Raw genomic sequence first — 18,563 nt, forward strand, 5'->3', positions numbered from 1 at the left:
GCTGGGCGGCATGAGTGCTGACGCCTTGGCCGCCTTCGGTTACGAACTCGGGGTGCTGAAACGCATCCGGCGGTCGGGGTGGTGGCAGGCGGGCGTCCGCGACCCGGAGTCGGTCGGCGAGCACAGCCTGCGGACGGCCCAGCTGGCCGCGCTGCTGGCGGCGGAGGAAGGCGCGTCCCCGGAACGGGCGGCGTTCCTGGCGCTGTGGCACGACACGCAGGAGACCCGGACGGGCGACCTGCCCCACTCGGCCGCGCCTTATCTGCGGAAACCGGCACCGCGGGAGATCACCGCGGACCAGACGGCCGGGTTGCCGCCGGCGTCTCGCTCGCTGGTCCGTTCGGCGGTGGACGAGTACGAGACCCGTTCGTCGGCGGAAGCGTTGTGCGCCAAGGACGCGGACAAGCTGGAGATGCTGCTGCAGGCGCTGGAATACCGGGACGTCGGGGTGCGGCGCGTCGACGAATGGATCGAGTCGGCGAGGAAGGGCCTCACGACGGAGACGGCGCGGAAGATCGCCGAAGCGGCTTTGACGTTGTCACCCCTTTCGTGGCGAGGCCGCTAGCCGCGATCGCCCATGGCGGCCGAGCTGATCGTGCCGTCCGCGACGCTGTGCCCGATCAGGCTGTGCGCATCGCGGAACTGCTTTGCGCGCCTGGCTGAACCGAAAGCCGTCGACCAGCACGGTCACCACCAGCTCGAGCGTCTCGAGCCACACCGGCCCGGCCAGGTTGACGCACACCGCCACGGCCAGCACCGGCAAGGGCAGCAGGATGGCGTCGCGGAACGTGGTTCGCGAAGTCGAGCCGTCGCACCTGGGCCACGCTCAGCCGAAGAACGCCCCCCGACACCTCGCCGATCAGCAGGCACAGCACGCTGATCGCGGCCGGCCGGCCGCCGGTGCCGAACAGGTCGAGCAGCTCCAGCGCCGGTTTTCCCAGCAAGTCACCCGGTGGCGGCGCATAGTGGCCGATCAGCAGCCGACCGGCGCAGAACCACATGTAGCCCGCGACCAGGGCGCTGCGGACGTCCCGGAAACCCGGCAGCAGCGAGGCCGGCACGGCGCTAGCGGCCCACCGCCGTCGCGCGGTCCAGGAGCAACGCGCGCTCCCGGGCGTTCTCCGTCATCTCCGCCGCCCGGCGGAACTCCTGCTCCGCCTCCTCCAGCCGGCCCAGCTTCTGCAGCAGGTCGCCGCGGACGCTCGGCAGCAGGTGGTAGTCCTTCAAGGCCGCCTCGTCGGCAACCGCGTCGACGATCGCCAAACCCGCCTCCGGGCCGTACGCCATGGCCACCGCGACCCCGTGGTTCAGCTCGATCACCGGGGACGGCTGGAGCTTGCCCAGCCCTTCGTAGAGCGCCGCGATCCTCTTCCAGTCCGTCTCCGAAGCCGTGCGCGCCCGGGCGTGGCAGGCCGCGATCGCCGCCTGGGCCGAGTACGGGCCGTACGCGCCCTCCGCGATCTGCTCGGACAGCGTCAGGGCCGCCAGACCGTGCTGGATCAGCAGCCGGTCCCAGCGGGCGCGGTCCTGGTCCAGCAGCAGCACCGGCTCGCCCTTCGGGCCGATGCGGGCCTTCGACCGGGACGCCTGCAGCTCCATCAACGCGACCAGGCCGTGGATCTCGGACTCGCCCGGCATCAGCCCGGCGAGCACGCGGCCGAGCCGCATCGCCTCTTCGCACAGGGCCGGGCGCATCCAGTCGTCACCGCGGGTGGCCGAGTAACCCTCGTTGAACACGAGGTAGATGACCTCGAGCACGGACGACAGCCGGGCGATCCGCTCGTCGCCTTCCGGCACCTCGAACGGGACCTTCGCCGCCGCCAATGCCTTCTTCGCCCGGACGATGCGCTGCGCGATCGTCGACTCGCGGACGAGGAAGGCGCGCGCGATCTCGTCGGTCGTCAGGCCGCCGAGCATCCGCAGCGTCAGCGCGACCCGCGCCTGGGTGTTCAGCACCGGGTGGCACGCGACGAACACCAGCCGCAGCAGGTCGTCCTCGATGTGGTCGTCGAGCGCCGCGTCGAAGTCCGGCAGCACACCCTCGCCGACCTGCTGGCCGCGGCCGACCTCTTCGAGCTTCTCCGCGTACCGCTCGTTGCGGCGGAACTGGTCGACGGCCCGCCGCTTCGCGATGGTCATCAGCCACGCGCCGGGGTTGCGCGGCACCCCGGACTCCGGCCACTGCTCCAGGGCCGCGACGAGCGCGTCCTGCGCCAGCTCCTCCGCGAGCCCCACGTCGCCGCGGGCCATCCGGGCCAGGCCCGCGATGAGCCGCGGCGACTCGATCCGCCAAACCGCTTCTACCGTGCTCCGGGTGTCCGCTACCGTCACCCGGCCATCAGACAGGGTGATCAGGCGCGGTGCAACCCACTACCCGGCGATCGGGCGGATCTCCAGCACGCCACCCTGTTCCTCCGGGTTCGGTGCCTGCTTCATCAGCTCGACGACGTCCTCGAGCGATTCGCCGTTGAGCACCCAGAACCCGGCGACCAGCTCCTTGGACTCCGCGAAGGGCCCGTCGATGAGCTTCGGCTCCGCGTCACCGTCGAACAGCACCCGCACGCCGTCGGCGCTGCTGGTGAGTCCCTCGACCAGCACGATCCGGTCCTCGGCCAGGAGCCGCTCGTTGAACTTCGCCATCTCCTCGAGGTGGGCGGCGCTCGGCCCGGCGGGCGAACCCGGGTGGTCACCCTTGACCATCACCAGGAACCGCACGGCTCACGCCTCCCCGGCGGTCTTCGCCCGCAGCTGCGCCTCGATCTCGGCGACCTCGGGGGTCATGTTCTCGAAGTCGGACGCCTCCGAGACGCGCCGGATCTCGACCTCGCCCTGCTCGCCGTGGGGGTTCGGCATCCGCTTGATCCACTCGATGACCTCGTCGCGGTCGCGGCACTGGAGGATCCAGAACCCGCCGACGAGCTCCTTCGACTCGGTGAACGGACCGTCGACGACCTTCGGGGCCTCCTTGCCGTCGAAGACGACCCGGGCGCCTTCCGAGCTCGGCGTGAGGCCCTCGCCGGCCAGCAGGATGCCCGCCTTGACCATCTCTTCGTTGAACTGGGCCATCTCGGCCAGCAGCTCGGCGCTGGGCGCCTTGCCCTCGGTAGCGCCGGTCGTCTTGACGATCACCATGAACCGCATCGCGTACTCCCTCTGTTCGCTGTTGCCCACGCGTCGAACGGCCCCGCCCCGGATCGACAACGTCCGCCAAAATACTTTCGCGCCGGAAAACTAGCAGCTCAGGGCGGCTCCGGGTCGGCAAACCGGACAGGGGAGAATCACCGGTCGTGGCGGTACTCCCCGACGACCTCTCCTCCGCGCTCGACGACGAGCTGGCCAGGCACCCCCTGCACCGGCTCACGCAGTCCGTCGACCGGCTCAGCACGCGCTACCGCCAGGGTGACTCGGCCGATTCGCCGATCCTCACCTCCGACGTCGACGTCGCGGCGTACGCGGGCTACCGCATGCCCGCGACCTACGCCGCCGTACACGCTGTGCTCGCCGAAGCCGCTTCGCGCGCTCCGGGCTTCGAGCCGCGTACGCAGGTCGACGTCGGCGGGGGCACCGGCGCCGCGGTCTGGGCCGCCGCCGGCGTCTGGCCGTCGCTCAGCCGGTGCACCGTCGTCGAGCAGGTCGCCGGGGCGATCGGGCTCGGGAAGCGGCTCGCGGCCGGCGCCCGGCTGCCCGTCGTCCGGGACGCCGAGTGGCGCCGCGGGCTCGTCGACCCGGCGGGTCCCGCGCCCGAAGCCGACCTCGTGACGCTGTCGTACGTGCTCGGCGAACTGCCCGTCGCGAGCCGCGGAGACGTCGTGCGGTGGCTCGCCGCGAAGGCCGGGGCCGTCGCGCTGATCGAACCGGGCACGCCCGCCGGCTTCGAACGGATCCGGGCCGCGCGCACCCAGCTGATCAACCTCGGCCTGCACGTCGTCGCACCCTGCCCGCACGACGCCGAGTGCCCGATCGTGGCCGGCGCGGACTGGTGCCACTTCGCCGCGCGGCTCCCGCGCTCGCCCCTGCACCGCCGGCTGAAGGCGGCCACGCTCGGGTTCGAGGACGAGAAGTTCGCCTACGTCGTCGCCGGGCGGTTCCCGCCGCGGCGGCCGGACGCGCGGATCGTCCGGCACCCGAAGAAGCACAAGGGCTGGGTCGCGCTCGACCTCTGCACGGCCACCGACGGCCTGCAGGGCGGCGTCGCCGTCTCGAAGAAACAGGGCCCGCGCTACCGCGCCGCCCGGGACGCCGAGTGGGGCGACGGCTGGTCGACGAACTGATCCCGCCGTGGCATCGTGTCCGGCCATGGGACGGGTCATCGCGGAGATCAGCATGTCGGCGGACGGGGTCGTGGCCGGTCCGGACACCAGTACCGAGCACCGGCTCGGCAGGGACGGCGACCTGCTGCACGAGTGGCTGTTCGGCGGCACCGACGAAGACAGTGCCACCGCCGCGAAGCTGTTCGACGGCACCGGTGCGTTCGTGCTGGGCCGGTCGATGTTCGACGTCGGCGTAGATCCCTGGGGCGAGGACGGCACCTTCAAGAAGCCGTGTTTCGTGGTCACGCACCGGCCGTCGGAACCGGTGGTGAAGGGCCCGACGACGTTCACGTTCGTCACCGACGGCCCGGAATCCGCGCTGCGGCAGGCGAAAGCCGCGGCGGGCGAGGAGAACGTGCTGGTCATGGGCGGCGGCACGACCATGCGGCAGTTCCTGGCGGCCGGGCTCGTCGACGAACTGCGCCTGCACGTGGTCCCGCTGCTCTTCGGTGCCGGTGTCCGGCCGTTCGACGGCCCGGTCGGCGAGCACGTCCGGCTGGAGCGCACGGCGGTGACGCAGACACCGAACGCGACGCACCTGACGTTCCGGGTGCTGAACTAGGCGCCACGACCAGGGCATCCGGCGAATCCGGCACACCCGGCGGGTCCGGTGGAGCTGCGGTCCACCGTGAGTAGGAAACACCGCAGCGGTAACCGGCCAGTCGGGGGGCGTGCCGGCCGGTTACCGCCGCGATCTGAGAGAGGGAACCTCGCGTCAGGAATGACGCGCGCTCTCGTGCATCACCCTATCGAGTGATGGGTAGGCCGTACGGCCCAGCCTCAGGCCGGGTCGGCCAGGATGCCGTTGACGTAGGTGCCCGGGTGGGTCGCCGCGTCCTGGCGCAGGACCGGGAGGCCGGCCGGCCAGTCCGCCGTCAGCGCCTGGGTCTGGCCCGGCGGAATCGTCTTGAGCGACGTCGGCGTCCAGGACGCGCCCCCCTCGGACGGCGTCAGGACCGTGATCGTCGCCGACGCCGTGGTGCCCGCCGGGACCTCGTTGTACTTCACGCCGTTGTTCTCGCGCGGCAGGTGGTAGACCGGGCCGAACGTCGCGTCGTCCGGGCCGGCCAGGTCAACGCCCGGGACGCCGTACAGGCCGCACGTGTGGTCCGAGGTGTTGCGGTAGGTCAGCGGCACGTCGAACTGGCCCGGCGCGTTCGTCTTCTCGGCCGGCTTGCCCAGCGAGACGGCCAGGTCCGCGGTGGTGCAGCGCGGCGTCGCGGCAGACGCGGCCGCCGCCGGCCCTGCGGCCCCGGCTCCCCCGGCCGTCCCGGACGACGGCTGCGTCGCGGCCCCCGCCGCGCCACAGGCCGTCAACGCGGCCATCCCCGCCACGGCCCCGATCCCCGTCAAGATTCGCTTCATGACATTCCTCCCGGTGCCGACGTGAAGGTTCAGCTGCTGACCGGCGTGACCTGCACGGAGGCGCCCTTGACCGGCGCGCCGGCGGGCCAGTCGACGCTCACCGGCTGGCCGTACGGGCCGGTCGGCAGGTCGAACGTGACGGTCGTCGGCGCGACCGGCGACGGCGCCTCGGCCGAGCGCTGCACGATCCGCGACACGGCCGGGTGGCCGGCACGCAAGTTCACCGGGAGCTGCTCGGCGCCGTCCACGGTGGTGGCGATCGGCAGCCGCTGCCCGTCGGCGATGAAGCTCAACGCGGTCGGCGTGCCCTGGAGCTTGCAGTTCGTGGTCGGCGAGGCCGCGGTGTAGGTGAGGACGTAGGCCTCGTGCCCGGCCGCGTTCGACGGGTCCGGCGCGACGGTCACGTGCACGTCGGACGCCCCGCACGGGGTGTCGCTCGGCATGGCGTTCGCGGCGCCGGCCGCCAGGAACAGACCCCCGGCCACCAGGCCACCGACGGCGATCGCGGTAACAGTGCGCTTCATGGTGCTCTCCCTCGTTCCGTCAACAACTTTCGGACTCATGAGGAAGATGCCCAAGTGATCACCGAGGATGCGCCGCGATGGGGTCGATCACCCGGAAGCAACCCCGGACGGGGTGAGACGTCGAAAAGAACAAAAGAGCGCTCAGCTGCGGCCGAAGCACACGAACGGCATCAGCGGCTCGGCCTGGGCCGCGTCCGCCAGTGCGCGGGCCGGGGGCGTCCCCGACGACAGGGCCCGGTGGTAGGCCAGCATCACGCCACCCGCCGTCCGGTCGTCGACGCGGGCCACGCTCGAGACCACCGTGCGGCTCCCGCCGTAGAGCAGCGCCGCGGTGAAGCCGAGGACCTCGTCGCCCGCCCGGACCACCGTCTGGCCGACGTCGCACGACGACAGCACCACCTGCTCCGGGGCCGTCGCCAGCTGCTGGACGTCGTAGGCCATCAGCGGCCCGTCGGCCAGGTTGAGGCGGGAGAACAGCACGTTCTCCTGCTCGTGGTGCCCGTGCGCGGCGAAGTGCGCGAGGCGGCAGCCGTCGAACGCCTTGAGCGTCGCCGCGACCGTCGCGTCCGAGCCGGTCAGCACCTGGGCCTCCGGGTAGAGCGACGCCAGCCGCGCGACCTCGGCCTCGGCGTGGGTCAGGTCCGAGCCCGCGACCAGCAGCGGCGCCCCGCACGCGCGGCGCGGCCGGCGACCCGCGTCGAGCCAGGCCGACGACGACGGTGTCACCGTCACCGGGCGGCCGCGCAACGTCGGCAGCAGCCCCCACGGGATCGCGGACAGCGCGCCGGTCGGCACCACGACGACGTCGAGGTCGCCCAGGCGCGCGGCCAGTGGCTCGAGGAGGATCGCGTCGAGCGCGGTGACCTGGGTGCGCACCGACCGGCGGATGACCTGGTCCAGCTGCGGCGGCAACTGCCTGCCGCACAACGCGTCGAGGTCGCTGTGCAGCCGCGCGACCGGCTCCGCGACCGCCGAGGCCGGGCCCAGCTCGATCAGCGCGACCCGGTGGTCCGCGATCACCTGCGCGCACAGCGCACCGTGGTCGGCGAGGAAGCACACCATCGCGCTGCCGGTCGCCGCGAGCTCGTCCCCGACTTCGCCGAGCTCCGCCTCCGGGTGGTCCTCGTCGGTGCCCTCGGCCTGCCAGCCCCGTGCGCGGATCTCGCGTTCCAGCGCGGCGCACCGCTTCGCGGCCTGCGCGTCCGGTTTCCCGGACAGCTCGCCCGCGCGGATCTGCATCGAGAGGTACCGCAGCTCGGCGACGGCGTCGACGGTCTCCGGGTGCGCGGGCGGGCGCACCGGCCGGAACCGGAACGCCTGCGCCCGCGAGCGGTCGAGCCACCGGAACACCACCCCCGGCGAGCGCTGGGCGAGCGCGGCGGCGAGGCCCGCGTCGGCGAGCTCCTTGCCCAGCGACGTCGTCCCGGTCTTCAGGTCGACGCTGCCGAAGCGGCTGCGGTGGCGCTGCAGCTGGGTCAGCCCGGCCCGCGCGTTCGCGAACGTCACGCGCCGGTGGCCGCCCGCGGCGCCCAGCTCGGCCAGCGCCAGCCGCCGGAAGAGGCGGTTCTCCAGCGGCGCGGTGCGCCGGTCGCGCGCGGCGATGCCGGCCCGGGCGCCGTCGAGGTCGCCCAGCACGATCCGGGCCCGGGCGCCCAGCAGCGCGGCGATCTCGGCGTCGTTGCGCAGCCCCAGTGCGGTCAGCCGATCGGCCAGCGACGTCGCGTCGGCGGCGACGCGGGCGATCCGGCGCCCGGCCGCGAAGTCCGCGCGCAGCACCGTCAGCTGCGCCACCGCCGCCCAGGTTTCGTTGCCCCTTCGACGAAATCGACGCTCCGCGCGCACCGCCCAGCCGCGCGCGGTCGACGTTTCACCGCTCGCGAGCGCGGCCAGCGCGCGGGTCAGCTCGGCCTCGGCGTGTTCCTGGTTCATCCGCAGCCGGGGGAACTGCTCGAGCGCCGCGTCGAGTTCGGCCGCGGCCTCGTTGGGCAGCCCGGCGGCGAGCAGCGCCCGCGCCTTGTCGACGGCCAGCACCGGCAGCATCCCGACGCTCTGCTGGGCGTAGAACCCGCTCGCCGCGTCGAAGTCGCGCAGCGCGCCGGGGATGTCGCCGGTCAGCACGCGCGCCTGGCCGCGGCCGTGCGCCGCCTTCGCGAAGATCCTGGCCAGGCCCTCTTCCGAGGCCTGCCCGGCGCCGATCTGCTCGCACTGGTCGAGGTCGGCGAGCGCGAGCCGGACGCGCCCGGCGTACTGGTGCAGCATCGCGCGGTTGAGCAACGTCCGCGCCAGCACGACGAACTCGCCCGCCTGCCGCAACTGCGGGATCGCTTCGTCGAAACAGTCGAGGGCCTCGTCCATCCGGCCGATCAGGATGAACACCAGACCCCGTTGCTGGCGCAGGATCCCGCGCCCGGCGTCCGACACGAGGACGTCGGCTTCGTCGAGCAGGGCGAGTCCGCGCGTGCTGTTGCCCAGCGCGGTTTCGACGGCCGCGTACGTGCCGAGAACACGCGTCGCGAGGTCCGTCCACCCCGGCCAGTCCGGCGGCGCCGTCTTCGCGGGCAGCCCGAGCAGCCGCGCGGCGGCGCGGATCAGGCGCCCGCCGACCACCGGCTGGCCGTCGTTGGTCGCCGCGACCGCACGCTTGTGCAGGTCGCGCACCCGGTCCTCGACCCTCGGCGAGGTGACCTCGGCGCGCACAGGCAGCCCTTTCGGCCGGGAACCGTTCCCCTCGGCCGAGAAGAGCGGGTCACCACTCGATGGCCGACGTGCTCACCGTCCTTCGAGCGCACCCGGCCGCTCGGATCGTACCCCCGCCGCACACCACCCCGATGCCTTGTCCGGGCCGCTCCGGAAACCGTGTCCGCCGTTCCCGAATCGCCGGGCCACCGCGAAAAACCAACCAGGCGAACGGAATGCCCGGAACGGCCGAAAGGCGGCTCACAACTCGATGGCCGGCGTGCTCACCGTCCTCGAACGACCGAGCGTGCGGACCAGGACCTGCACCATGCCGTGCGGCACGCCGCTGACCGCGAAGCGGCCTTCGGCGTCGGAGGTCGTCGTCAGCGGGCCGTCGCAGGTGCGGACCTCGATCGGGTGCTCGGCCGGTGGGGTGAGCCAGCCGTCCAGGCGGATCGTGCCCGCCCGTTCGGGGCTCACGTTCACCATGATGGTCAGGCTTTCGCTGTCGAAGGTGATGAGCCTTCCCTGCTCGGCGGCGCTGCGAGCGACGACGAGCCCCTCCTGTTCCCGGATCCGCATCACCTCCAGGTCGACGTCCTCCAGCTGGATCGCGAACCGGATCTGGTCCAGCAGCGTGGGGGGCATCGGGTCGGCGTCCTCCCACAGTTCGCGCACCCCGGCCAGCAGCCGGAGATCGAGCTCGTCCAAGGGCTCGTTGGCGCCTGCTGGTTCGACGGTGGTCACAGCCAATCTCCTTCGCCGTTGGCGAGTAATTGCTCGCGCAGGCGCGCGAGGCAACGTCCCCTGGTCGGGCCGATACTCCCCCTCGGCATTCCCAGCCGGGCGCCCACTTCGGCGTAGTCCGGCCGGTGCACGAACGCGACGATCCGCAGCAGGCTGCGGCAGCGTTCGGGCAGGTTGTCGACCGCGCGCCACAACCGCGCGCGCTGGTCGTCGCGCAGCACCCCCTCCTCGGGTGCCGGTGACGCTTCGGCGAGCCGCTCCGGAAGCTCCGCGAGCGGCCGTTCGATCTGGCGTTTTTCCCCGGTCCGCCAGGCTTCCCTCTTGGTGACGGTGATCAGCCAGCCGGTGAGCGCCACCGGCGAGCGGATCTCCGCGAACGAGCCGAGCAGCCGCAGCCACGCCGTCTGCACGACGTCCGACGCCTGGTCGACGTCCAGCCCCTGGTCCCGCGCCACCTGCCAGAGCAGCGGCGTGAGCAGGGTGACGAGTTCGTCCAGCGCCGCGCGGTCCCCGTCCCGCGCGGCGCCGAACAGGACGGCTACCCGTCCGTGGTCCGTCTTGGCCACGTTCACAGTGCGCCCAGCGCGGTCCAAGCCCGCTTGACGACGGTGTCGCGCTCGACCGTCGCCAGGTCGTCGGCGGCCGTCTTGAGCAGTGCCTTCCCGATCTCCGCGGCGGCGAGCGGCGCGGCGAACGACGTGCCGTCCCACACCGCGAAGCCGGCGCTGTAGTCGTCCGGGTCGAACGAGTTCCGGTCCTGCTCCGGCACTTCGTGGTCGGCGGACGCGGTGCCGCGGACGTCGTCCGGGTAGGTGCTGACGACCCCCGCGCCGGTCGCCCAGCAGCGGACCCACGGGCCCTCGTTGGAGAACAGCGCCTTACTGGCGGTGCGGTCGGGGTTGAGCGCGCCGACGCTGATCACCTGCGGGCCGCACTGCGGGCCGAGCGGCTGGTCGGCGAAGGCCGCCGGGTAGAAGCGGCGGGTGGTGGCGTCGTTGCCCGCGGCCGCCACGACGAGCACGCCGAGGCCGATCAGGTCGGCGATGGCCGCGGCGAACTGGCCGGTGAAGGCGACGTCGACCGGGTTTTCCTCGTAGTAGCCCAGGGAAAGCGAGACGATGTCGACCATGTCCTCGGGCCGGTTGTTCGCCTGCGCGTCGCGGACGCGGTCGGCCAGCAGGTGCAGCGCGAGCAGCACGTCACCTTCGTAGGCGACGCCGTCGCTGTGCACGACGCGGATCGCGAGCGTGTCGGCTTCGGGGCAGGCCTGCCGGATGATGCCGGCGATGAACAGGCCGTGCCCGGTGTCGGTGTCGACGTCGCCGATCAGCGGCTGGCCGGTGGTCGGCGCGTCCCAGTAGTCACCGATCAGCTGCGTCGGCACGGTCGTGCCCGAGTCGATCTCCGCCTGCAGGATCGCCGCCTGGATGTCCGGCGCGACGCGGAGCCCGGCGTCGGCGGGCGGTGGGCCGCTGCGGTCGGCCAGCCCGAACCACGGGTGCGGGCCGATGCCGGTGTCGAGCACCGCGATGACCGGACGCCGGTGCGCGGGCTCGGTGCTGCGGTAGGGCGGGGCCGCCGAGAGCGTGACCGGGATCCGGTTGGCACCGCGGGTGCGCCCGTACGAGCTGCCCGCGCCGAACCCGCTGGTCTCCCAGGGGGTGCCGCCGAGCCCGCTGGTCTCCCACGGCACCCCGCCGAACACCGGCGTGGTGAACAGCAGGTGCTCGACGGAGATCTTCGAGACCATCTCGGGGTCGACCTCCGGCTTGTCGCCCGACGACGCACCCCGCAGCAGCTGGACGGCCTTCCAGCAGTCGACGACCACCGGGTCGGAGTCCTCACGCACCTTCAGCAGCGCCCGCGCCGGCAGGTCTTCGAGCTGCCGGGCACTGGCCGCCGTTTCCTTGGCGCCGCCGCGGTCGGCCGGCTCGGCGTAGATGCCGATGCGGGCGAGCACGCGGTTGATCGAGGCCAGGGCCTCCCGGTCGCGCAGGTAGCGGTTCGGCATGAGGAACACCCCGGGCCGGTACACGGTCGTGCGCGGCGCCGGCCGGCCCGGCACCGCGGTCGACGTCGCCGGGTCGAGCACCCGCGCGCCGTGCCGGTCGAGCAGCTGCCTCGGCGGCGCCGGGAGCTCGTTGAGCGTGCCGACGTCCTCCTTCGCCGTGCCGGAGCCCTCGTCCCTCACGAACCTGACCACCATCGGGTCCACCCTCTCGCTTGCCCCCGCCATTGATCACGACTGGTTACTCGGGAAAGACCGGGCAGCCGCACCCGGGATACGGCACGGACATCACGAATGCATAACTCCGACGGCAAACGGGTGAAGACGTATCTGGCGTCGTCCACTCACCCACTTGGACCCCGGAAGTAACCGGTGGCGCACCTGCGCCGCCAGGCATTCGGGGAGAACGCCATGACTCTGCTCCGGCCGAGCGTCCAGGAGGCGGGCCGGCCCGCGCGGATCCGCGGGCTGGGCGGGTCCTTCACGCCGGAACCCGCCACCGGCGGCGGGAGTTTCGCGGTTCCGCTCGACCTGCCGCCCGGTCCCGGCGGGATCGCGCCGTCGCTGGCCCTGCGCTACGTCACCGGCGCGCCGAACGGGCCGTTCGGCGCGGGGTTCGCGGTGCCGCTGCCGAACGTCCGGCTGGACGACGGCCGGGCGCGGAGCCGGACCACCGGCCGGCTGGCCCGCCGGGGCGAGGGCTTCGTGCTCACCGCGCGTTCGGGCACCCGGCACTTCCTCGGCACCTCCGACGGCGGCCGGTCCGGCAGCCACGCCTGGCACCTCGAACGGACCGAGGACGCCCTCGGCAACACCGCGGCGTTCGGCTGGGCGCACCACAGCGGGCAGGCCTACCTCGCGCGGATCTCCTACGGGCCCTACGAGGTGGACTTCGCCTACGAGCCGCGGCCCGACGTCCTGCACCTGGGGCGCGTGACGACGGCGCTGCGCTGCTCCCGGATCGAGCTGCGGGTGCCGGCCGCCGCGCGCCCGCTGGTTCGCCGGTGGACCCTCGGCTACGACGTCGACGACGGCGCGTCCGTGCTGACGTCGGTCGCGCTGACCGGGTTCGACGCGCGCGGTGCCGAGGCGTCCGCGCCGGTGCTGCGTCTCGCCTACGCCCGTTCGGAAACGCCGGCCGCGCCACGGGTTCAGCTCCCGGCGCGGGCCCGCGCGAGCGTCGGCTCCGGCGTGCTGCTGCTCGACGCCGAAGACGAGCCGGTGCCGTACTACTCCTTCGCGCCGGGCGCCGGGCGGCTGAGCGAGATCGACAACGGCATCGGCCTGCGCACCGCGATCGAGTACACCACCGTCGAGATGGTCCCGGTGGTCCGCCGGGTCGTGCTCCGGGAGTCGGCGACCGGGCACGCCGGCACGACCGAGTTCGAGTACCACGAGCGGTGCTTCGGTGACGCCTTCACGGGGTTCGGCCGGGTCGTGCAGGACGAGCTCGGCGACGAGCACGCGCCCACCCTGCGGACCGTGCGCTGGTTCGGCGACGACGGTTTCCTGCGGCGGGAGGAGACCTTCGGCCTCGACGACTCGCCGGACGCCGTCCGCCCGTACCGCCGGATCGAGCACGAAAAGCGTCCACAGTGGACAAAATCGGTGACGACGGTGTTCGAGCGCCAGGAGAAACCGGTCTCGGTCACCACGACGGAGTCGGACCTGGACGCCGCCGGGAACCCGGTCCGGGTGGTGGAGACGACCGAGCGGCCGGGCCACGAGACCTCGGTGCGTGAGACGCGCACGACGTACGCGACCGACCCCGACCACCGGTTCGCCGCGCTGCCCGCGCGGGTCCGTGAGCTGGACGGCGCCGGGAAGGTGTTGTCGGACAAGCTGTTCCGCTACGACGAGTGCCCGGACGGGAGCGCGGGCTCGCAGGGCCTGCTGACCGCGCGGGAGGAGCTGGTGCTGACCGACGCGCTCGTCGCCGACGTCTACGGCCCGCTCCCGCCGGACCTGGTCCGCCACGGCTACCACCGCCGCGAGGGCGAAGCGGGCTGGTGGGTCACGACGTTCCACCGGCGGGTGGACAACGTCACCGGGCTGCGCACCACGACCACCGGCTCGCGCGGTGACACCTGCGAGGTGCGCTACTCCGACGACCGCTGTTTCCCCGAGGTGGCCACCGATCCGGTCGGGAACGTCACCTCGACGCGGTACGACGTCCGGACGGCGCGGGTCTGCGAGGTGACCGACCCGGCGGGCGCGGTGACCACCGTGACCCACGATCCGCTGGGCCGCCCGGAAACCGTCGTGCGGCCGGGTGACACGGCGGACCTGCCGACACTGCGCCACCGCTACGACCACCACGGGCCGGTGCGGGTCACCACCGAGCAGCGCGCGGTGTCCGGCGAGACGGAGGTGCTGACGACGGTGGAGGTGCGCGACGGCGCCGGCCGGCTGCTGCAGCGGCGGCACACCGAACTGCTCGGCGACGTCGTCGACGAGCACCACGAGTACTGCGCGCGGGGCCTGGTCTGCCGGACGTCGCGGGCGTTCCGGATCGGCGGCCGGCGCGCTCCGGCGGCGGAGTACCGGTACGACGCGCTGGGCCGCCCGCTGCGGGTGACCGCGCCCGACGGCACGGTCCGGACGTTCGACGCCGGCGCCGCGGACACCGAAACCGGCGAGGTGACGTGCGACCTGCTCGGCCGTGTGCTGCGCGGCGCGGACGGCGTGGCGCACGTCCGGGACGCGGCCGGGAACGCGGTGGAGTCCCGCAGCGAGGGCGGGCGCGCGGTGTTCCGCATCCACGACCTGGCGGGCCGGGTGGCCGCGGTGCTGGTCGACGACCCCGCCAGCGCGCCGGTCACCACGTTCACCTACCACGACGGCGGGCTCCCGGTGCCGCTCGAAGCGGGCCCGCACAGCTGCGGGCGGCTGGTGCGCGTCACCGACGAATCGGGCGTCACGCTGCTCGGGTACGACGCGCTCGGCCACCCGATCTCGAAGCGGTGGCGCCCCGCGCACGTGGCCGTCGAGTACCGGCTCGACATCGTCCGCCGCGCCGACGGGCGGCTCTCGGAGGTGACCTATCCCGACGCCGGGGACGGCCGGCTGACCGTGCGGTACCAGTACGACGAGGTGAGCAGGCTGGTGAGCGTGCCGGGCTTCGTCGACTCCGTGCAGTACGACGTGCGCGGCCGCCGCACCGCGGTGCACTACGCGAACGGCGTCACCGAGGCCTTCGCACCGGGACGGCGGCACGTGGTCACCGGCCCCGGCGGCTGGCTGCGCGAGATCGAGCCGCCGCCGGTCGCCCAGCTCCCGAAACCGCTGCCGGGCATCGAGATCCGGGACGTGTTCGGCCGGTTGCGCGGCATCCACGGCGACGACGGCGTCAACGAGCTGTACGGCTACGACCACTCGGGACGCCGGGTCCGCACCCTGGTGAGCAACGGCACCGGCGTCCACGAGGTGCTGTCACCGGACGACCTGTACTCGCTCGAGGACGGCGAGCGCGTGATCGTGGTGGCGGACGCGGTCCGGCAGTACGCCGACGGAACGCGCCGCTACCTGCACATCGACGCCCTCGACCGGATCGCCCTCGTCACCGACGAGCACGGCTCGATCGTCGAGCCGTGAGCGCTACTTCCGGTGCCGGCCGCCGTCGGAGCTCTCGGTGCCGCTCTGGACGTCCGAGTCCCCGCTGTCCTTCTTCTCGTGCTTCCCCATGTCGACTCCTCCCCTTGCGCCGATTCTAGCAACGGTTGCCCTCAGTAGTGAGTCAACTCCATGTGGTCGCGGACATCAATCCAGCACGGCCAGATCCAGCCGGTCGAGGCGGGCCGGGTCGGCCAGGATGTCGATCTCCACGATCCGGCCGCCCGACACCGTGAAGCCGAGCACCGAGAACGGGCGCCCGTCCCGGGTCGAGACCACGCCGGCCGCGCCGTTGACCAGGGCGCGCCGGACCGTACCGCCGCCCGCGCCGAGGCGGGAGAACGTCAGGGCCTCGTTGGCCACCGCCGCCGCGCCGGTGACCTCGATCGGGCCGCCCTGGGCCGCGCCGCGGTCCGCGCGCAGGACGACGTCCGGGTCGAGAACCGTGACCAGCGCTTCGAAGTCACCGCCGCGCGCGGCGGCCAGGAACGCGTCGACGACTTCGCGCTGCCGGGCCACGTCCGGGTCGGGGGCGACCGGCGCGCCCTGGACACGCCGGCGCGCGCGGCTCGCGAGCTGGCGGGTCGCGGCCTCGGAGCGGCCGACGATCGGCGCGATCTCGTCGAACGGCATCGCGAACATGTCGCGCAGCACGAACGCCAGCCGCTCGCCCGGCGTGAGCGTGTCGAGCACGACCAGCAGCGCGAGGCCGACGGAATCGGCCAGCAGCGCCGACTCTTCGGGACCGTCGTCTTCCCGGCTGATGATCGGGTCCGGCACGAACTCCTCACGCCGGGCCTTGCGCGAGCGCAGCATGTCGAGGCAGACACGTCCGACGACCGTGGTGAGCCAGCCGGCCAGGTTCTCGACGTCGGAGGTGTCGCTCCGGCCGAGCCGCAGCCACGACTCCTGCACGGCGTCGTCGGCTTCGCTCAGCGAACCGAGCATCCGGTAGGCGACGGCCCGCAGGTGGTCGCGGTGTGTCTCGAAGCGGTGCGCCAGCCAGTCGGCGTCGGTCACGGTCTCGTCCTCCGTCTAGGTGCTGTCCCCACGTTGACGGATCCCGCGAGCGAGATGTGACAGCCCGGACGCGACAGCTCAGTGCGTGAGCTCCCGCAGCACCCGCGCCGGGTCGACGTCCACGGCGAGCACCGTGCCCGGGTGCTCGCTCGGCTCGCTCCACGCGGCCGCCACCCACAGGTCGGCGTAGTCGCCCCGCTCGATCGCGGGCAGCTGCCAGGTGAGCCGCTCGCCGTCGAGGCCGACGGCGTCGTCGGCAAGGGCGCCGGACCAGTACGGCGGCACGTGCTGCCCGGCTCGCGCGCACGCGCGCAGCGCCTCGACGTCCGGGCCGCCGACGGTCACCACGGCTTCGGCGGTCTCGGCCGTGACGGTGGCACCGCTCGCGCTGACCTCGTCCGGCCCGCTCAGCCCGACCTGGACGACGAACTCGCTCAGCGGTTCCCGCGCCAGCACGCGGAAGACGGTGGCCTGCCGGGTGACCACCGGACAGCCGTCGGGCAGGTGCGGCGCGCTCGGCCCGGACAGCACGTCGAGCCGCACGGACCGGTGCCGCCACCGGCACAGCCACGCCCCGGAGTCCAGGCCCCAGGTCAGCTCCGGCCGCGCCGGCACGTCCCACCCGCCGACGCGCACGGCGAACCGCACGGCGCCCAGCGGTGTGTCGATGCCGAGCGCCCGCGGCCGGGTCGTCGACAGCACGTCGGTGTCCAGCATGCAGTCATCCTCACCCCGGCCGGGGTGACGCGAAAATGCACTGCGCGAACGTCACCCGTCCGTGGAGGATCGGGCCATCCCGGACTGCCCGCGCGCCCGCCCGGAGAGCTCGGTGCCCCCGGTCGCCGCGGAGTTCGCCGAAGAGTCCGCTGTGGACGGTCCACACGAGATCGTCCACAGCGGACTCCGCACGAGTACGCCGCCGGGTGGCGGGAAACGAGTCAGAACCCGCCGGTGCCGTTCGGCGTGCCCAGCCCGGTCGGGCCGTCGTACCCGGGGCCCGCCGTGCAGAGGTAGGTCCCGCCGCAGCTGCCGTTCGACCCGGAGGTCACGTCGTTCAGGCTGCCGGTGTGGGCGTACGGGTACGACCCGGACGTCACCGCGTTGCCCGCCAGCGCGTACACGCTCGCGATCACCGGCGACGACAGGCTCGTGCCGCCGACCTGGACCCAGCCGTCGGCCCCCTGGGCCAGGCCCAGGGCCAGCAGCAGATCGCAGAACGACGAGCTGCCGCAACTGTTGTACGTGTCGTAGACGCCCAGCCCGGTGGCCGGGTCGGCGACCGCGGAGACGTCGGCGACGGTCCGCTTGGCGCAGCCCGTGTCGTGCTGCCACGACGGCTTGGCCTCCAGCGTCGAACACCCGCTGCCGCTGCCGTTCCACGTCGTTTCCGTCCAGCCGCGCGGAGTGCTCGTCGACTTCTTCAGCGTCGTGCCGCCGACCGCCGTGACGTACGGCGAGGACGCCGGCCAGCTCACGCCGTAGCCGGAGTCACCCGACGACGCCGTCACCGCGATGCCCGGGTGGTTCAGGTGCGCGTCCGCGGCGAGGATCGTCGAGTCCTCGGGGCCGCCGTAGCTGTTGGAAATGGCCACCACACCCGGCGTCGCCGCGGCCGTGTCGACCGCCGTCATCAGCGGGTCGGTGTCCGGGGAACTGGCTTCCACCAACAGGATGTGGCAGTCGGGGCAGGTCGCCGACACCGCGTCGAGATCGAGGCTGATCTCCTCGGCCCAGCCGTAGTCGCCCGCCGGCAACGGGCTCGCGGCACCGTTCTGGTTGACCTTCTTGAAGCAGCCGTTGGCCGTCGTGCACGGCGAAAGCCCGCGCGCGGCCCGGAACTTCGCCAGGTCGGCCTCCGCGGTCGGCGCGTCCATGGCGTCGACGACGGCCACGGTGCGGCCGCCGGAGTGCAGGCCGCCGAGGTTGTACGCGGCCTGGATCTCGGCCGGGCCGTAACCGACCGGAGTCGACGTCACCAGCGGGCCGGACCCCTTCGGCGACCGGATGGCCTTGCCGAGGCAGTGCATTTTCCCGGGCGTCCCCGACGTGGCGCAGCCGAAGTTGATCACGCCGCCGCTCTGCAGCGGTGTGGCGCCGGCGGGGACGGCGGCGGCCACCGGGGCCGCGACGAGAGCGAAGGCCACAAGGGCCCGGACGAGGGTTCTGCCACGCGAAACAGTCATTCCTACTCCTCGGTAGGGGACCACGGTGTGGCACGCGATGGTCGCACGTCACACGATCGCGGTCACCCGACCGAAGTGGGTTTCTCGGTTCAGCCATTCGCCCACCGCCGGGCAAATC

At 73.0% G+C, this 18,563-nt stretch carries 17 protein-coding genes; 4 read left to right on the plus strand and 13 right to left on the minus strand.

Features of this window, described 5'->3' with window-relative positions; genetic code table 11:
• The first annotated feature begins 10 nt into the window (after positions 1-10).
• A complete protein-coding gene (locus tag ACGFMK_RS02460; protein WP_392757247.1) occupies positions 11-565 on the plus strand; it encodes an HD family hydrolase in 555 nt (184 codons plus the stop codon).
• Positions 566-620: 55 nt separating this feature from the next.
• Here ACGFMK_RS02460 and ACGFMK_RS02465 read toward each other — a convergent pair whose 3' ends face one another.
• Genes ACGFMK_RS02465 through ACGFMK_RS02480 form a run of 4 tightly spaced genes read right to left on the minus strand, consistent with a single transcriptional unit; the run spans position 621 to position 3,141 of the window.
• Positions 621-1,061: a hypothetical protein gene (locus ACGFMK_RS02465; protein ID WP_392757250.1), complete on the minus strand. Its 441-nt coding sequence runs from the start codon at positions 1,059-1,061 to the stop codon at positions 621-623.
• A 4-nt stretch (positions 1,062-1,065) separates the two neighbouring features.
• The gene (locus ACGFMK_RS02470; protein WP_392757253.1) at positions 1,066-2,331 is read right to left on the minus strand and encodes an RNA polymerase sigma factor; all 1,266 of its coding nucleotides are present in this window, start codon (positions 2,329-2,331) and stop codon (positions 1,066-1,068) included.
• Between the two features lie 39 nt (positions 2,332-2,370).
• Complete coding sequence (locus tag ACGFMK_RS02475) at positions 2,371-2,715, minus strand: YciI family protein (RefSeq protein ID WP_392757255.1); 345 nt, start codon at positions 2,713-2,715, stop codon at positions 2,371-2,373.
• A 3-nt stretch (positions 2,716-2,718) separates the two neighbouring features.
• Positions 2,719-3,141, minus strand: coding sequence for a YciI family protein (locus ACGFMK_RS02480; protein WP_392757257.1), 423 nt, complete (start codon positions 3,139-3,141; stop codon positions 2,719-2,721).
• Between the two features lie 146 nt (positions 3,142-3,287).
• On the opposite strand from ACGFMK_RS02480, the gene ACGFMK_RS02485 reads away from it, so the two are divergent.
• Positions 3,288-4,271: a small ribosomal subunit Rsm22 family protein gene (locus ACGFMK_RS02485; protein WP_392757260.1), complete on the plus strand. Its 984-nt coding sequence runs from the start codon at positions 3,288-3,290 to the stop codon at positions 4,269-4,271.
• A 25-nt stretch (positions 4,272-4,296) separates the two neighbouring features.
• Positions 4,297-4,872, plus strand: coding sequence for a dihydrofolate reductase family protein (locus ACGFMK_RS02490; protein ID WP_392757262.1), 576 nt, complete (start codon positions 4,297-4,299; stop codon positions 4,870-4,872).
• A gap of 218 nt (positions 4,873-5,090) precedes the next feature.
• Here the strand turns inward: ACGFMK_RS02490 and ACGFMK_RS02495 are convergent, their stop codons facing one another.
• The 6 genes from ACGFMK_RS02495 to ACGFMK_RS02520 all read right to left on the minus strand — a co-directional run bounded on the left by ACGFMK_RS02495 (position 5,091) and on the right by ACGFMK_RS02520 (position 11,828).
• The gene (locus ACGFMK_RS02495; protein WP_392757265.1) at positions 5,091-5,675 is read right to left on the minus strand and encodes a DUF4232 domain-containing protein; all 585 of its coding nucleotides are present in this window, start codon (positions 5,673-5,675) and stop codon (positions 5,091-5,093) included.
• 29 nt (positions 5,676-5,704) lie between these two features.
• On the minus strand, positions 5,705-6,199 hold the full coding sequence (locus ACGFMK_RS02500) for a DUF4232 domain-containing protein (RefSeq protein ID WP_392757268.1): 495 nt from the start codon (positions 6,197-6,199) through the stop codon (positions 5,705-5,707).
• A 141-nt stretch (positions 6,200-6,340) separates the two neighbouring features.
• A complete protein-coding gene (locus tag ACGFMK_RS02505; protein ID WP_392757271.1) occupies positions 6,341-8,896 on the minus strand; it encodes a CHAT domain-containing protein in 2,556 nt (851 codons plus the stop codon).
• A 240-nt stretch (positions 8,897-9,136) separates the two neighbouring features.
• Positions 9,137-9,622, minus strand: a complete 486-nt coding sequence (locus ACGFMK_RS02510; RefSeq protein ID WP_392757273.1) for a hypothetical protein — start codon at positions 9,620-9,622, stop codon at positions 9,137-9,139.
• Entirely contained in the window at positions 9,619-10,194 is a 576-nt protein-coding gene (locus ACGFMK_RS02515; protein WP_392757276.1) for an RNA polymerase sigma factor, read from the minus strand. The genes ACGFMK_RS02510 and ACGFMK_RS02515 overlap by 4 nt, the downstream gene beginning before the upstream one ends.
• Complete coding sequence (locus ACGFMK_RS02520; protein WP_392757278.1) at positions 10,191-11,828, minus strand: S8 family serine peptidase; 1,638 nt, start codon at positions 11,826-11,828, stop codon at positions 10,191-10,193. The genes ACGFMK_RS02515 and ACGFMK_RS02520 overlap by 4 nt, the downstream gene beginning before the upstream one ends.
• A 213-nt stretch (positions 11,829-12,041) precedes the next feature.
• Here ACGFMK_RS02520 and ACGFMK_RS02525 point away from each other — a divergent pair, with 213 nt between their 5' ends.
• A complete protein-coding gene (locus tag ACGFMK_RS02525) occupies positions 12,042-15,224 on the plus strand; it encodes a SpvB/TcaC N-terminal domain-containing protein (RefSeq protein ID WP_392757283.1) in 3,183 nt (1,060 codons plus the stop codon).
• A 165-nt stretch (positions 15,225-15,389) separates the two neighbouring features.
• Here ACGFMK_RS02525 and ACGFMK_RS02530 read toward each other — a convergent pair whose 3' ends face one another.
• The 3 genes from ACGFMK_RS02530 to ACGFMK_RS02540 form a co-directional block, all read right to left on the minus strand.
• Positions 15,390-16,262: a sigma-70 family RNA polymerase sigma factor gene (locus ACGFMK_RS02530; protein ID WP_392757287.1), complete on the minus strand. Its 873-nt coding sequence runs from the start codon at positions 16,260-16,262 to the stop codon at positions 15,390-15,392.
• Between the two features lie 78 nt (positions 16,263-16,340).
• Entirely contained in the window at positions 16,341-16,979 is a 639-nt protein-coding gene (locus ACGFMK_RS02535; RefSeq protein WP_392757289.1) for a hypothetical protein, read from the minus strand.
• Between the two features lie 221 nt (positions 16,980-17,200).
• Positions 17,201-18,445 carry a peptidase S8 gene (locus tag ACGFMK_RS02540; protein WP_392757291.1) on the minus strand — a complete coding sequence of 415 codons (1,245 nt, stop codon included), beginning with the start codon at positions 18,443-18,445 and terminating at the stop codon, positions 17,201-17,203.
• Positions 18,446-18,563: the final 118 nt, after the last annotated feature.

This window comes from Amycolatopsis sp. NPDC049252, from assembly GCF_043197175.1.
Taxonomy (GTDB): Bacteria; Actinomycetota; Actinomycetes; order Mycobacteriales; family Pseudonocardiaceae; genus Amycolatopsis.